At 52.6% G+C, this 14,715-nt stretch carries 13 protein-coding genes; 8 read left to right on the top strand and 5 right to left on the bottom strand.

Annotated features, from left to right (window positions below):
• Positions 1-159 precede the first annotated feature (159 nt).
• The 3 genes from PHACT_RS16295 to PHACT_RS01385 all read left to right on the top strand — a co-directional run bounded on the left by PHACT_RS16295 (position 160) and on the right by PHACT_RS01385 (position 2,789).
• Entirely contained in the window at positions 160-1,113 is a 954-nt protein-coding gene (locus PHACT_RS16295) for a hypothetical protein (protein WP_169819362.1), read from the top strand.
• Between the two features lie 117 nt (positions 1,114-1,230).
• Entirely contained in the window at positions 1,231-1,956 is a 726-nt protein-coding gene (gene tsaB / locus PHACT_RS01390; RefSeq protein ID WP_070115586.1) for a tRNA (adenosine(37)-N6)-threonylcarbamoyltransferase complex dimerization subunit type 1 TsaB, read from the top strand.
• Positions 1,956-2,789: a class I SAM-dependent methyltransferase gene (locus tag PHACT_RS01385; protein WP_070115585.1), complete on the top strand. Its 834-nt coding sequence runs from the start codon at positions 1,956-1,958 to the stop codon at positions 2,787-2,789. Before tsaB ends, PHACT_RS01385 begins: the two co-directional genes overlap by 1 nt.
• Positions 2,790-2,805: 16 nt before the next feature.
• Here the strand turns inward: PHACT_RS01385 and dapE are convergent, their stop codons facing one another.
• From dapE to map, 5 genes are all read right to left on the bottom strand, one after another.
• The gene (dapE, locus tag PHACT_RS01380; protein WP_070115584.1) at positions 2,806-3,978 is read right to left on the bottom strand and encodes a succinyl-diaminopimelate desuccinylase; all 1,173 of its coding nucleotides are present in this window, start codon (positions 3,976-3,978) and stop codon (positions 2,806-2,808) included.
• 39 nt (positions 3,979-4,017) lie between these two features.
• Positions 4,018-5,058 (bottom strand): 2,3,4,5-tetrahydropyridine-2,6-dicarboxylate N-succinyltransferase, encoded by a 1,041-nt coding sequence (dapD, locus tag PHACT_RS01375; RefSeq protein ID WP_070115583.1) that lies wholly within the window; start codon positions 5,056-5,058, stop codon positions 4,018-4,020.
• Between the two features lie 87 nt (positions 5,059-5,145).
• Positions 5,146-5,490 carry a Spx/MgsR family RNA polymerase-binding regulatory protein gene (locus PHACT_RS01370; protein ID WP_070115582.1) on the bottom strand — a complete coding sequence of 115 codons (345 nt, stop codon included), beginning with the start codon at positions 5,488-5,490 and terminating at the stop codon, positions 5,146-5,148.
• Positions 5,491-5,494: 4 nt separating this feature from the next.
• Positions 5,495-8,206: a [protein-PII] uridylyltransferase gene (locus PHACT_RS01365; RefSeq protein ID WP_070115581.1), complete on the bottom strand. Its 2,712-nt coding sequence runs from the start codon at positions 8,204-8,206 to the stop codon at positions 5,495-5,497.
• A 96-nt stretch (positions 8,207-8,302) separates the two neighbouring features.
• Positions 8,303-9,076 carry a type I methionyl aminopeptidase gene (gene map, locus PHACT_RS01360; protein ID WP_070115580.1) on the bottom strand — a complete coding sequence of 258 codons (774 nt, stop codon included), beginning with the start codon at positions 9,074-9,076 and terminating at the stop codon, positions 8,303-8,305.
• A 166-nt stretch (positions 9,077-9,242) separates the two neighbouring features.
• On the opposite strand from map, the gene PHACT_RS01355 reads away from it, so the two are divergent.
• The 5 genes from PHACT_RS01355 (at position 9,243) to PHACT_RS01335 (ending at position 14,715) form a co-directional block, all read left to right on the top strand.
• Entirely contained in the window at positions 9,243-10,466 is a 1,224-nt protein-coding gene (locus tag PHACT_RS01355; RefSeq protein WP_070115579.1) for an ATP-grasp domain-containing protein, read from the top strand.
• Entirely contained in the window at positions 10,459-12,435 is a 1,977-nt protein-coding gene (locus PHACT_RS01350) for a hypothetical protein (protein WP_070115578.1), read from the top strand. The genes PHACT_RS01355 and PHACT_RS01350 overlap by 8 nt, the downstream gene beginning before the upstream one ends.
• A gap of 74 nt (positions 12,436-12,509) precedes the next feature.
• Positions 12,510-12,965 carry a VanZ family protein gene (locus PHACT_RS01345; RefSeq protein ID WP_139141398.1) on the top strand — a complete coding sequence of 152 codons (456 nt, stop codon included), beginning with the start codon at positions 12,510-12,512 and terminating at the stop codon, positions 12,963-12,965.
• A 63-nt stretch (positions 12,966-13,028) separates the two neighbouring features.
• A complete protein-coding gene (locus PHACT_RS01340; RefSeq protein WP_070115576.1) occupies positions 13,029-14,081 on the top strand; it encodes an NAD-dependent epimerase in 1,053 nt (350 codons plus the stop codon).
• A gap of 16 nt (positions 14,082-14,097) precedes the next feature.
• Positions 14,098-14,715 (top strand): glutathione S-transferase family protein, encoded by a 618-nt coding sequence (locus PHACT_RS01335; protein ID WP_070115575.1) that lies wholly within the window; start codon positions 14,098-14,100, stop codon positions 14,713-14,715.

The following is a 14,715-nucleotide window of genomic DNA, read 5'->3' as shown; positions in this document are numbered from 1 at the left end:
CGGTTTTTGATAGGTCGATTCCAGTAAAAAATAGTTAAAAAATGATGCATATTACTGTATAGCAATATTTTTTTGTGTTATCGTGCCGCTCAAACGTGGGTCATTTTCGCGTTGAAAGTCGAAGGTGGTTTTTTTCCACAGTTCTGGAGAGATAAAAGTATGGCCAAAGTTAAAGCAAAAAAGAAGACGTCTGCCACATCAGCGGTCAAAAAAGTTAAAGACGCTGGCCTGGCAAAAGCTCAAGCATCTCTGGCAAAAATAGAGAAGGATGTCGCAGCAAGCAAGAAGAAAGCTGAAGCGGCTGAAGTAAAAGCCAAAGCAGCCGTTGCTAAAGCGTCCAAGAGTGCTACTGCTACCAGCAAAAAAGCCAAGGTAAGTGCCCAGGCTGCTGCCAAGAAAGCCGCCGCCAACCTGACGGCCGTCAACGCCAAACTCAAAACAGCTCAAGCACAAGCCAAAGCAGCAGCTGCTGCGGCACGAGCAAAAGCTGCTGCTGAAGCTAAAAAGCGAGCCGAAGAGAAGCGTAAAGCTGATCTGGCCGCAAAAGCTGATGCCGATCTCAACAAAGCGGTTAAAGCATTCTCTGATCAGTGGATGAGAAAGCGCAAGAAAGCTGATGCAGCTAAAGAAGCCGCCCGCGTCAAGAAACAAAAAGCCAAGGAACAGGCAGCCGCTCAAAAAGCAGCTGCTAAAGCCAAAGCTGCTGCAAAGAAGGCTGCTATAAAAGCCAGAGCTGCAGCTAAAGCTAAAGCAGCACGTGAGCGAGCGGCTGCTCGCAAAGCCGCTGCCAAGGCACGAGCCAGTGCAAAAGCCAAGGCCGCCCGTGAACGCGCCGCCGCCAAGCGCGCTGCTGCTAAAGCGAAAGCGTCTGCTGCCAAGTCTAAAGCCAAGCCTGCTGCAAAAAAAGCAGCGCCCAAAAAGGCTGCAGCTAAAAAGACGACTGCCAGAAAGACTACTGCCAAAAAAGCAGCAGTAAAAAAGGCACCGGCCAAGAAAGCAGCACCCAAGAAAACTGCCGCGAAGAAAAAAGCGCCAGCAAAGAAAACAGCTGCCAAAAAGGCTCCGGCCAAGCGTAAAGCTGCAAAAACCAAAGCGGCTCCCGCAAAGGCCTGATCGGTCTCAGAGAAACGTGCCGATCAACTGATCGGCACGTTTTTTCCTCACCAGGCTTCCCATTATGTTAGTTTTTGTACAGCGCTAACATTTCCGCCATCTTTCCGATTCAGTGATATGACAACCTTATTGGCTATCGATACCGCAGCTGATATTTGTTCAGTCGCTCTAGTTCAAGACAGCGTTCAGATCAAGCGCTCAGGTTCGGTCGTTCGCAAGCACGCCAACGACGTACTGCCGATGGTGCAGGCTCTTCTTGATGAATCCAGTCTACGCCTTAGTCAACTGGACGCCATCGTTATCGTCAGTGGTCCAGGATCATTTACCGGTTTAAGAATAGGGGCTGCCGTTGCACAGGGACTGGCATTTGGTGTCGACATTCCCGTTATCCGGATTTCTGCATTGATGATGCTGGCCCGCGCGGCGTTCAAAACCAGTTGTGAGACCGCCAATGCCAGTACCCATATTCAGCGCATAGTTTACGCCTGCGTTCATGCGCGAGAAGACGAATACTACTTTTCCTGTTATCGGGATAATGGCAGCGAACAACCAGTCGTTCTGATCGAAGATCAGATTTGTGACTCTGCATCAATTCTGGCGCTGCTGGAAACAGACGTGAACGTGCAAGATCATTCACGCTGCTGCGTCGGCAACGGCTGGCAGCAATCAGCGCTACGGCATGCAACTGAGAGCAGGGGCCTGGTTTTGCTGTCCGGTGTCGGCACTGACGCTGGTACACTGTGCGATCTTGGCCAATACGCCTTCGCATCCGGACAGCTTGAGGCAGCGGACGAAGCACTGCCGATTTATCTTAAGGAAGATATGGCATACCGGAGGTCCTGATGAGTGATTTGGTGGTCCTGCAGCGATCGGACAGTGCCAGCAGCGAACTGCTTGCCAACCGTTTGCGGGTACCGCTGGTGGAGAACGCGGCCCATCATCAAGGACTGATGTTATCCTACGTGAACAACAGACTGACTCTGAGCCGTCCGTCTTCCCGGGAATCAGGGACCGTCTGTGTCGACTTTAACGATGCAAAACTTAACTTCAGACTGACTCAATCGCTGTCCCGTGAAGCAGTTGTCAAAGCGGTTGGAGGGTGTGTTTCTCATCAACAGGCCAGTCTGGCACCGCCACACTTGATTGATGCCACTGCCGGCCTTGGCCAGGATGCCTTTATTCTGGCAGCAGCAGGTTGGCAGGTCAGCCTGGTTGAACAATCTCCGGTAGTTCATGCATTGCTTGAAGATGGACTTAGGCGCGCACGTGAAGCAGTCGCTGTCAGCGACATTAATCAGCAGTTGTCCGCACCGATTGCTCGACAATGGCGAATGCTAAAACAGATTCTGGCTCGACTGACCTTATGTGAGCCTGGCGACAGTGCCGTTGTCCTGCCGTCCCTGGAGTCAGCTTCGGTTATTTATCTGGACCCCATGTTTCCCGGGCGGGGCAAAGCGGCACGGGTGAAAAAAAACCGATTCTTGTTACAACAACTGCATGGTGCAGAGGCCACAGGCGAAGGTTTGTTACCTGTGGCGTTGAAACTGACCGCGAAAGTGGTAGTCAAACGCCCACGATTGGCGCTGCCATTGGGGGGACTGACACCTGCGTCCAGTCTTACCGGGAAAACCAGCCGGTTTGATATCTATGTCGGCACCGAGGAACAGCCTGACTGATTTTCGAGAAGAGCAGTCAACCGTCAAGCAGCAATCGGCGCATAACACCCTCGTACATCAAGGACAGATCATCCAGGTCCGTGAGTCGAACATGTTCATCGATTTTGTGGATGGTCGCATTACAGGGCCCCAGCTCGACAACCTCAGCGCCTGTTGGCGCGATAAAACGACCGTCAGAGGTACCACCTGAGGTTGACGCTTGTGTCACTACGCCATTGACCTCGTGCACGCTGTCTGTGACAGCCTGAATCAGGTGTTGGCTGCTGGTCAGAAACGGTAAGCCTGACAGTTTCCACTCCACTTTGTAGTCAATATCGTGAGTATTCAGTATCGACTCGGTGCGCTGACGGATGTCAGTTTCAGTGAGTTCCGTGGAGAAACGAAAGTTAAAAGCAGCCGTCATGACGCCCGGAATGACATTGTCAGCACCGGTGCCCGACTGAATATTGGATATCTGAAACGTGGTAGGAGGGAAGGCCGCATTACCGTCATCCCAGGTTTCCCGTGCGAGACTGTCCAGAGGTGCCATCGCCTGGTGGATCGGGTTTTTTGCCAGATGCGGGTAGGCCACATGGCCTTGTATACCCCGCACTGTCAACAAGCCATGGAGTGATCCACGGCGACCAATCTTGACGACATCCCCCAGTGTTTCTGTGCTGCTGGGTTCGCCGACGATACACCAGGTGATTTTTTCATTTCTGGCTTCCAGTGCCTCGATGACCTTGCGGGTGCCATTGATGGCCGCGCCTTCTTCATCGCCCGTAATCAGAAATGCTATTGAGCCAGCTGGCTCAATTTTGTCTGCCTGGCACCTGGCAACAAAGTTCTCACAAGCCGTGATCATGGCTGCCAGGCTGCCTTTCATGTCTGCAGCACCACGCGCATACAACAAACCATCGCGAAGCGTCGGCGTAAACGGCGGCGACTGCCAGTTTTCCTCAGGTCCGGTCGGCACTACATCAGTATGACCAGCAAAACACAGAACTGATCCCGAATCACCCAGTCTGGCCCAGAAGTTATTGACGTTGCCAAATTGCATCACTTCGCATTTAAACCCAATCGCCTGCAGACGATCCATCATCAGCTGATTACAGCCTTTATCATCCGGCGTAATGGAAGCGATTTTGAGTAGCTGGACAGCCAACTCTGTGGTGGGTGTCAGGTGTTGATCTTCCAGTGTCTGGCTCATTCGGTCAGGCTCTTGTCGTTGGGTTCAGGGTCGTCGGGCTCAGTTATGCGTATGCAGGTCTGCATTCAATGCAATACGGGTTTTGTTAGTTTTGCATTCGACGGCTCCGGTCTGCGAATTGCGTCTGAACAACAGGTCGTTCTTGCCAGACAATGCTTTCGCTTTAATCAGCTCTACCAGATTGTTTTCATTGTCCAGCAGGCTAACCTTGGTACCACCCGTCACATACAACCCGGCCTCAACGATGCAACGATCACCCAGGGCAATGCCAATGCCAGCGTTCGCACCAATCAGGCAATCGCGGCCGACTGAAATAATGGCAGTACCGCCGCCTGAGAGCGTGCCCATGGTGGAGCATCCGCCGCCCAGGTCACTACCTTCGCCAATCATGACGCCAGCAGAAATACGCCCTTCGATCATCGCAGTACCTTCGGTTCCCGCATTAAAATTGATAAAACCTTCATGCATGACCGTGGTCCCTTCGCCGACATAGGCCCCCAGCCTCACACGGGCAGTGTCTGCAATTCGGATACCGGCAGGCACAACATAGTTGGTCATCTTGGGGAATTTGTCGACTGACATGACATCAATGAGCTGTCCCTGGGACCTGGCCAGCAGTTGGCGGGCGGGCAGATCCTCAAGAGCGATCGCGCCATGGTTGGTCCAGGCGATATTCCGCAGGACACCAAAAGCACCCTGCAGATTCAGACCATGTGGTTTGGCCAGGCGGTGCGATAGCAGCTGCAGTTTCAGGTAGACTTCAGCGACGCTTGTGGGCGCTCTGTCTTCTGCTATGAACATCGCCACAACGGTCTGTTCACTGCCGGCGAGCGTGTCGACAATCGCAGCAAACGCAGGGTCTGTTTTTGCTTCCGGTGTATCCAGCAAGCTGCGCAAGTGTGCCGGTGTCAGCGTAATACACTCATTGCCACCGCGATAACCACAGTCACGAATCAGGCCGGCCAGCGTTTCCAGTGCAGGGTCGACGACTGGTTGTGGGTAATACACTTCAATGATTTCCTGTTGGGCATCGGTAGTTGCGATGCCCAGGCCAAAGCTATGTAATTGTGGTGTGCTCATTGCTGTCTGTCTCTCCTGAAAATAGTCTGTTGTTCTGGCCCCAGCTGCAACGCGGGTGGCCTGCAATAATAATTCGAATCTGGCCTGCTAATCTGACAGCGTCATCAGTTCGTCGTAACCCAATAACCAGTGCTGCGCGGAGGTCACCACAATAGGTCGCTTGATCAGCGCAGGATGCGCCTGTATCAGCTCAGCTGCGGTGACTGGATCAGTCGCTTTTGCCTGATCTTTATCATCCAGTTGACGCCAGGTTGTGCCACGCCTGTTTATCACGCGCTCAGGCCCAAAAACGCCCAGTATTCTGGTTGCCAATGCGGCGTCAATACCGTGTTTGCGGTAGTCATGCAGTGTCCACTGCATGCCCCTGGCGTCCAGCCATTTACCTGCTTTGCGAACGGTATCGCAATTACTGATGCCATAGAGTTTGATCATAGACTCAGACCGCCAGTTCCTGGTTCAGTGCCTGTTGCAGACGTTCTATCTGGTCCTGATCGACAATGGCCTGGTCATTGGCGTCGGAAATAAAAAACAGGTCCTCCACTCGTTCACCAAGCGTAGCAATGCGTGCATTCAACAATTGAATATCCTGCTCCGCAAAAACCTTTCCGATTGCGGCAAGAATCCCGGGTTTATCAATGCAGTTCAGTTCCAGCGTCGACCATGGCTGATCCGCTTTATTGATGATATCCATTTCCACTTGCTGACCGAAATGCTGCAGTTTACGTGAGGCCCGCTTTTTGGCTACCCGCAGGTGCGCTGATGGCTCAGCAAGATACTGGCTCAGTATTTTCTTGATCTCGTCGATTCTGCGAACGTTATCACCAATTGATGTGCCGTCACCTTCAAGCACTGAGTAGGTGTTCATGCAATAGTTCTTACTCGACGTAAATATACGCGCGTCCTGAATATTCAGGCCAAGCTGCTCCATGGCCGCTGCACTACTGGCAAATAGATGATTGCGGTTAACCGTGTAAATGAAAATATGGGTAGCGCCTTCTGCCAGGCTATCGGTTGTGTCCTGGACCAGAACCAGCGTTTCTCCCGCTGCGCTGGAGGCTTTGTGGCGTGCGATGGATTCCGTATGCCAGACTATATTGGCAGCCGATTCACGGACAAAATATTCGTCATCGGTATTCTCCCAGATCGCCAGCACATCTGTGTCGCTGAAACCCTTGATGCGCAGTTTCTCAAGCGCACTTTCCTGTTTGTCCTTGATGCGATCAATACGGTCAATGGGGTTTTCCAGGCCGCGGCGCAACGCTTTTTTGGTGCTCAAATATAACTGACGCAACAGCGACGCCCGCCACGCGTTCCACAGCGTCGGGTTGGTGGCATTAATATCTGCCACGGTCAGCGCATACAGGTAGTCCAGATGCAGCTTGTCGCCCACTTCAAGGGCAAAATCGTGAATGACTTCAGGATCTGAAATGTCCTTGCGCTGCGCGGTCATCGACATCAACAGGTGTTTGCCAATCAACCATGACACCAGTTTGGCGTCCCAGGCACTCAGATGATGGCGCTGACAGAACAGCGTTGCGTCTTCCATACCCAGAGTCGAATGGTCTCCGCCGCGGCCTTTTGCGATATCGTGATACAGGCCGGCAATATATAACAATTCAATTTTGGGCAGTTTATTAACGATATGGGCGGCTATCGGGAAATTCTCTTCTGCTTCAGGCAGCCGGAACCGGCGCATGTTTTCCACCACCTGCAAGGTATGGGCATCAACAGTATAAATATGAAACAGGTCATGCTGCATCTTGCCAGTGATAGCACCAAATTCCGGCAGGTAACGGCCCAGTACCCCATAACGGGCCATGCGCCGTAACTGCGACGTAAGGTCATGCGGAGAGCGCAGCAGTTCCATAAACAGGGATGTATTGCGTATATCATGCCGGAATTGTTCGTCAATCAGCGCTCTGTTTTCACGTATCAGGCGAATAGTGGAGGCACGTACGCCTTTGATTTCCGGATTCTGTGCCATCAACACAAAAATTTCCATCAACGCGAACGGAAAGCGTTTGAAGACCTCACCATTACGCACCTCGATGTAGCGGTTGCGCACCTGAAACCGATTATTGATCTCGGTAACTTCAACGTTCTCGCCCGCCCGCAGGATGGCTTCATCAAAAAGCTGCAACAGCATATCGTTCAGCTCGCGCAGGGTGGCGACAGCCCGGTAGTACTCCTGCATCAACTTTTCAACAGCAAGACTCCTGTCATCATCCTCATACCCAAACATCGCTGCCAGATCGCGCTGCTTGTCGAACAATAAACGGTCTTCCTTGCGACCGGCGAGTAAATGCAGGCCGTAACGCAGTTTCCACAACAGTTTTTCGCCCTTGATCAATTGCTCATATTCAGAAGGCAGCAGGAATCCCAGTTTAACCAGATCGGCCAGGTTGTCGGCATCATAATGTCGCTTGGCAATCCAGCCGATGGTCTGAATATCACGCAGTCCACCGGGGGAGGTTTTAACGTTGGGCTCCAGGGCATAATCGATGTCGTAGTACTTATTGTGACGGGCAATCTGTTCATCGCGTTTGGCAGTGAAAAAGTCTCGCGCCGGCCAGACGTCGTCTGCCTGGGTAACGGTGATCATTTCCTGGCGCAGGCTGTCCGGATCCTGCTCGGGTCCGACAATTGTGCGCGATTCCATCAGGCTGGTGGTGACAGTAATGTCCTTGACTGCTTCATCACGACATTGGGCGATGGTGCGAACACTTTGCCCAATTTCCAGATTGATGTCCCATAGAAAGGCGAAAAAGCCGCTCAGCGCATCTCTATTGGCTGCTGCCTGTTCATCCTGCATCAAGAACAACAAATCAATGTCTGAGTGAGGATGCAATTCTCCACGACCGTAACCGCCGACCGCCAGCAAACTTAACTGGTTCGCATTGACCCAGTCGAACTGTGCCCAGGCGCGCTGCAGAATCTGATCCATAAACCAGGCCCGGCCGGTGATCAGCGTTCTGATTTCGGCCCCGGCACGGTAACGTGAATCGAGCTCCTTCCGGGCATGCGTCAAGGCATCCCGGAACACCTGAACTGAAGATTCGCCAGTCTGCAGGCGCTGCTCAAAGGCACTGCTATCAAACAACTTGGGATCGGCTGACGTATCGACACCGACCGGTTGAATTTCACTCATTTATATCGTCCTCGACACACTGGCGGGTGTCCTGGGGTAGGGTACAGGGCTTGCGCGATTACCCTGGCGATGACATCAACAGGGCGTTGGCGGCGCTCAGAACGTTTCTTCTGTGCGCCGGGTCAGAACTTCAACACCGTCGGCAGTAACGGCCATGGTGTGCTCCCACTGTGCCGACAACCGTCGGTCACGTGTGGTCACGGTCCAGCCATCAGCTTTGGACAGTTTGGTATGACGCTCGCCCAGATTGATCATGGGCTCAATGGTAAAGGTCATGCCTTCTTCCAGCCTGAGCCCCGTTCCGGGTTTGCCATAATGCAGCACCTGAGGGTCTTCATGAAACACCCGGCCGATGCCATGCCCGCAATATTCGCGTACAACCGAATAATTGTTGGCTTCAGCATGCGTCTGAATTACGTGACCAATATCGCCGAGCTGAACGCCCGGACGGACAATCTCCATGGCTTTGTATAAACATTCCTGAGTGATCATGACCAGGCGTTTGGCATGTGGCGCAACATCGCCGACAAAAAACATCTTGCTGGTATCACCATGATAACCGTCTTTAATGACAGTGATATCGATATTCAGAATGTCGCCATTTTTCAATATCTTGCTATCGCTGGGGATGCCGTGGCAAACGACCTGGTTAAGAGAGGTGCAAATCGATTTGGGGAAGCCATTATAGTTCAGCGGAGCCGGGATGGCCTGCTGTACGTTGACGATATGGTCGTGACAGATACGGTCGAGTTCACCGGTGCTGATACCGGGTTTTACATGCGTTCCTATCATTTCCAGGACCTCTGCCGCCAGACGTCCTGCGACACGCATTTTTTCAATCTCATCCGGGGTTTTCAGGCTGACGGGCATGAGGCTCTCTCTAAGATAAAACGGGCAGGGTGTATTGTAAGAGCTATGCGGTGTCAGAGCAAACAGCCACCGTGTTTACTGTCGCCAGCCGCCTCCGTGAAGTTCCTGATCAAAAATGCTAGCATGTAGAAGCTCCAGTATAGGCATTTCCTGACAGGAGCAAGATATGAAGAAAGATACAGCAAAAGGTTACGTAGCATTATTGGGCTGGAGTCTGGCGGCGGTGGAAGCAGCCGAAGGCTTTGATCGGCGATATGTCGTGGTTGCGCCTGACTGGGCACAGGAATACTGTGAAAAACACGATATTCCCTATATTCCGTGGAATTTTGAACGTCTCAACGACCGCTCCATGGAAATCGCACAGAAGCTTCAGGAGAAAGGAGTCGATGTCGCCATCCCGTTGTTCGAAGAAACCGTCGAATGGGCCGGTGCAATCAATGCCGTGTTGATGGATAACCCCCGCCTGTTTGGCCAATCCATCCTGTTCCGCGACAAATCCCTGATGAAACGACGTGCGCAACTTGGCGGCATCAGAGTTGGCATATTTGAAGAAGCGCACGAGAAAGAGGACGTAGTGCGCTTCCTCAAGCGAGTCAACCAGACACTGTTGAAACTGGACGGTGACCCCAGCGATCCCATTCACCTCAAGGCCTTCGACAAGGCCGGGTGTCTTGGACACCGCGTTGTCAGAACTCCAGACGACGTTTACGGCATACCGGATGAGGAATTCCCGATTCTGATGGAAAGTCATCTCGATGGCTGGGAGTTTGCCGTGGAGGCCTGGGTTCATGACGGTAAAATCAGGTTTCTCAACATTTCCGAGTATGTGACGCTGGGTTATTCGGTTTTTGTTCCGGCAACACCTGATCTGGAAAAATATCGCGCACAGATTGTGCAACAAGTGGAAAAACTGATCAAAACCTTTGATATCCAGTTCGGCTTTGTCCACCCTGAGTATTTTGTCACCAGTGACAACGAAATGTACTTCGGCGAGGTTGCCTATCGGCCGCCAGGTTTTAAAGTGTTTGAGTTGCTTGAACGCGTATACGGTTTTAACGCCTACCAGGCATTGATCCTGTCCTTCGACCCCAAAACCACGGACGAAGAGATAACGGCGTTCTTTCCCAAAGAAATTGACGATGCCAAATGCCATGCGGGCTGCTTTGGTGTTTATCCTCGTCGTCGTGTGGTCAGTCGTATGGAGTTGCCCGAAGAAACGGAAAACCATCCCTACTTCGAATCTCACGAACTGACTCAGCCCATGGAAGAGACCGTGACCAAACGAACCGCGTTTGGCACACACTGGGGCCTGGTTTACTTCACCGGGGATGATCCGTATAAGATGCGTGATCTGCTGAAAAAACAGGAAGAGCTGGATTTTTATGTCTGACACGCTACTGGCAGATTTGCTGCCGCGCATGGATGAAGCCTTACAGATACTGGCTGACACGCCAGAACTGAGCAAGCCCCTCAAAATACGCCGCGTTCTCGATACAGCGCGGCGTATTCTTATGCAGCCCGGTGGCTGCGAAGCATTGGAGCAACGTGCTCAAAAAATGGATGCCAGTGGCGTTTTCCTGGGGACGGACTGGGCGGAACCACAAATACTGGTGGCCTCCCTGACCCAGTACGCCTTCCAGACACGCGACCCGGACGTTCTGGTATTGGAGGCAATGAGTGAGCTGAGATTACTGGCTGTTGCCCGTGAGGACTATGCTCACGACTCGATATCGTCAGTTCAGGCACACCATTTTCTGACGCAGGTATTGGCGCTCAACCTGGAACTCATGTTTCAGGGTGTTAATGAGGCAAGGCGCACAGCGCAGGGGCGGGCGGCCATCATTCCGGACCTGTTGCTGCATCATCTGGCCGAACGCATCGGTTATGAACATATTATCGACAGTCTCATTGACGAGATATGGCGTGTGCTGAAACAGCGCCCGATCCAGGTGGACACCGTCAAGCAGATGGTCACCCAGATCGCTGTCTGTCAGGCCAATCCCAATATCGAGTTTCGCAGTAGCGGGCAAGGCGCTGATAGACTGGTCAGTGCTCTATTCGGGCCGACTGAAGCCTGTCGGGAGGATCCGGGCCTCGAGGTCTATCTGGACCGATTGAGCAAAATGGACGAAACCGCGTTGCAGTCAGAGTCAACCGGAATGTCGCGGGCCATGCACGATACCGGGCTGGTATCGTCGTACCACGTGGTGCTGCTCAGGCACCTGTATTCGGAGCAGGCCTTGACCCACCTGATTCATGAGGCGCTTGGCCTCTCAAGTACGGGCCGAGAGTGCCTGATGTGTTACCGACCGCTGGTCATGGAAGTTATTGACCAGGCAATTCACGCCGAGACAGCACAGGCACTGTATGGACTGACCCTGATGCTGGAAAGGGGAATACTGTATCAACCGCCGGTGGCACCTGCGTTATGGCGACAACTGTCTTTAACGCTCAATCCGGTTGCTGAGGAGCGTCTGTCGCTAGCCTATGGCGACGCCCAGCCTCCGCGAGTGCGGTTACTGGAAGGTGTTTTGTGTATGTTGGGACTGCCACTGGGTGTCGGACAGGGCAACAATCCGACCTGTCAGTCTGCCCGCGCGTTGTCGATGTGGGCTTACAATGACCCTGATTATCTTCTGCAAATGGTCGTCTGGGCAGCGCGTGATGATGAAATAGTCATGCATTTTGAAGGTAAACCGATCTCGTCGCAGACCAGTCAGTCCGGTCTTGCTTCGGGTCTGGTGCTCGACCAGGACCCGGTGTCGCTGTTGGTGGTGCCTCACCTGGACCGTATTTACGCCGAAATGGGGCGCCGCTGTGTCGGTCGTGATGAAGACCCTCACCGCTGGATCAATCCTGAGTTTCACGGCTGGTGGACGGGGCGGGGCTTTCGTATTGCCGTAGATATCGCTACCGGTCATCTGCAGAATCTGGGTGAATTTCTGCGTTATTTTTATGCCTCTTATCACCCGTTTTTTAATGACAATCAGCCCGTCATTCATCCCCAGCCTGCTGGCATTGCGGTGACCGATACTGCCGGCCGTTTTATTGGCTGGCATGCCATCACAATTCAGCGGGTAGGGCTGGATCCTGACCAGATAATGCGCGTGTATTTTTATAACCCGAACAATGACAGCGGTCAGAACTGGGGACACGATGTGGTGGTGAGCACCGCCGGACGAGGCGAGCGCTTTGGAGAAGCATCATTGCCATTTGAACAGTTCGCGTCACGGCTCTACATCTTTCATTACGATTCCCTCGAGCCTGGTAACCCTGATGCAGTCGAAACCACGCTGCTCGACGATATTGTCGCCATGGTGGAAAAAAGCTGGGGCTCGGAACGAATTCCCGATATCTGACATAAACGATCGCCACAGCTGGTGTATCATGACGCCCTGATCAATCGGACCAGTATGAGCAGCAGGTACATCGTGTGGCGGCAAAACGGACTTTCAGAGGCAGGCAAGGGCATGCTCAACAACTGGCGTGCCTGGCGTTGGCCTTGACGGCGATAGCATTGCTGATACCGGGCCCCGTCATCATGGCAGTGCAGTCTCTGATCGAACCGGTCGTTGACATGCTGCGCGACTGGAAAAACAGCTGGTGGCCATGGCCGGTAGCAGAGACAACTGGCAGCTCGATTGCCATTGACAAAATTGTACATGTTTTTCTGTTTCTGACATGCGCATTGCTGGCCAACAGGGCATGGGAACCAGCGTTAAATAAGCCCGTTATTGTTCTGATATTATTGATTTTCGGGGCTACTACTGAATGGCTGCAATACTATATTCCGGGCCGGGGAATGAGCCTGGGCGATATGGTGGCTAACGCCTTCGGCATTGTCGCAGGCATCACCACCTGGCAACTGTATCTGCACAGAAAAAGATGACTGATCACGGTGACAGGCAAACAACATGCGGATACGCGCTGAATTGAATAATTAAGGATGAACATGAAAATACTTGTCACCGGGACAGCGGGTTTTATCGGCTCACATCTTGCTCAGCGCTTGCTGGAACGTGGTGACGAAGTGGTTGGCCTGGACAGCATCAACGACTACTACGACCCACGCGTCAAGTTTGGCCGATTGCAGCGTGCTGGTATCGGCGGCAGTGATCTTGAATTTAATCGTGTGATGCAGTCTGCCACTCAGCCCGGGTATCGGTTCGTGCGCATGCAGCTGGAAGATAATGATGCGCTGCAGAACCTGTTCCGGGAGGAAAACTTCGATGCTGTCTGTCATCTGGCCGCACAGGCCGGCGTTCGATACTCACTGGAGAATCCGCGCGCCTATATTGACGCCAATATAGTTGGTTTCCTCAACATACTTGAAGCCTGTCGCCAGCATGGCGTCAAGAATCTTAGTTATGCCTCCAGCTCGTCGGTGTACGGTCTGAATGAAAGCCTGCCATTCAGCACCCGCGACAATGTTGATCATCCTATCAGCCTGTATGCCGCCAGCAAAAAATCCAATGAGTTGATGGCCCATACCTATTCACACCTGTTCGGCATCCGCACCACCGGGCTGCGCTTTTTTACGGTCTACGGACCATGGGGAAGACCCGATATGGCACTTTTTCTGTTTACCAAAGCAGCGCTTGCCGGTGAGCCCATCAAGGTATTCAACAATGGCGAAATGTTGCGTGACTTCACCTACATCGACGACATCGTAGAGGGACTGGTCCGGGTTATCGACAACCCGGCGCAGCCCAATCTGAACTGGAACCCGGCCAATCCTGAACCCGGCTCATCATCGGCTGCCTTCAGAATCTACAATATCGGTAATAATAATCCGGTAAAACTGATGGATTTTATTGCCGCCATTGAGAGCGCCATCGGCAGACCCATCGAGAAGATCATGATGCCTTTGCAGGCCGGTGATGTTCCGGCAACGTTTGCCAATGTCGATGACCTGGTTGAAGAACTGGATTACAGGCCTGCAACGCCGGTGCAACAAGGTATCAATCAGTTTGTCGCCTGGTATCGCGACTTTTTTAATATATGACGTTCTGGAGAATACCATGATCACATTGCATCACCTTCGTATCGGTCGATCCATCTTTACAGTCTGGTTACTGGAAGAACTGGCAGTCGAGTACGAATTAAAAGTTTATCATCGCGACCCCAAAACCATGCGCGCGCTGGATGATCTTAAACAGGTACATCCGCTGGGCAAATCGCCAGTCATTGAGGATGATGGTTTGATCGTATCCGAATCCGGTGCCATTACTTCTTACCTTCTGGAAAAATTCGATCCGGATCACCGGTTGTCTCCGCCACGCTCAGACCTGAGGCAGTGGGCTACCTTCACGCGCTGGTTACATTATCCGGAAGGGTCAGTTTTCACACCCTTGCTTATTCGCATGTTATTGCTGCGCAGCGGCGAACCACACACCTTCCTGCAGGGATTCAGTGACAAGGAGGTTGCCCTGCACATGAACCACATCGCGGACCAGTTGGCAGACAATGAATTTATTCTTGGTGACAAATTCAGTGCCGCGGATATTGGCATAAGCTATATGGTGTCGATGGCCAAACGCCTCGGTGTATCGTCAGATTACCCGACACTGGAAGCCTATTTGACCCGTAATCAGGGGCGTCCGGCCTGGCTTGCAGCCGTAGAACGGGCGGTTGAATAA

The organism is Pseudohongiella acticola (genome assembly GCF_001758195.1).
GTDB classification, from domain to species: domain Bacteria; phylum Pseudomonadota; class Gammaproteobacteria; order Pseudomonadales; family Pseudohongiellaceae; genus Pseudohongiella; species Pseudohongiella acticola.
Note: the sequence above shows the minus strand (reverse complement) of the source record. Positions and strands in the feature narration are given on the sequence as shown.

Coding starts and splice junctions, on each gene's coding strand:
- PHACT_RS16295 (WP_169819362.1), top strand. CDS start 160: ATGGCCAAAGTTAAAGCAAAAAAGAAGACGTCTGCCACATCAGCGGTC.
- tsaB (WP_070115586.1), top strand. CDS start 1,231: ATGACAACCTTATTGGCTATCGATACCGCAGCTGATATTTGTTCAGTC.
- PHACT_RS01385 (WP_070115585.1), top strand. CDS start 1,956: ATGAGTGATTTGGTGGTCCTGCAGCGATCGGACAGTGCCAGCAGCGAA.
- dapE (WP_070115584.1), bottom strand. CDS start 3,978: ATGAGCCAGACACTGGAAGATCAACACCTGACACCCACCACAGAGTTG.
- dapD (WP_070115583.1), bottom strand. CDS start 5,058: ATGAGCACACCACAATTACATAGCTTTGGCCTGGGCATCGCAACTACC.
- PHACT_RS01370 (WP_070115582.1), bottom strand. CDS start 5,490: ATGATCAAACTCTATGGCATCAGTAATTGCGATACCGTTCGCAAAGCA.
- PHACT_RS01365 (WP_070115581.1), bottom strand. CDS start 8,206: ATGAGTGAAATTCAACCGGTCGGTGTCGATACGTCAGCCGATCCCAAG.
- map (WP_070115580.1), bottom strand. CDS start 9,076: ATGCCCGTCAGCCTGAAAACCCCGGATGAGATTGAAAAAATGCGTGTC.
- PHACT_RS01355 (WP_070115579.1), top strand. CDS start 9,243: ATGAAGAAAGATACAGCAAAAGGTTACGTAGCATTATTGGGCTGGAGT.
- PHACT_RS01350 (WP_070115578.1), top strand. CDS start 10,459: ATGTCTGACACGCTACTGGCAGATTTGCTGCCGCGCATGGATGAAGCC.
- PHACT_RS01340 (WP_070115576.1), top strand. CDS start 13,029: ATGAAAATACTTGTCACCGGGACAGCGGGTTTTATCGGCTCACATCTT.
- PHACT_RS01335 (WP_070115575.1), top strand. CDS start 14,098: ATGATCACATTGCATCACCTTCGTATCGGTCGATCCATCTTTACAGTC.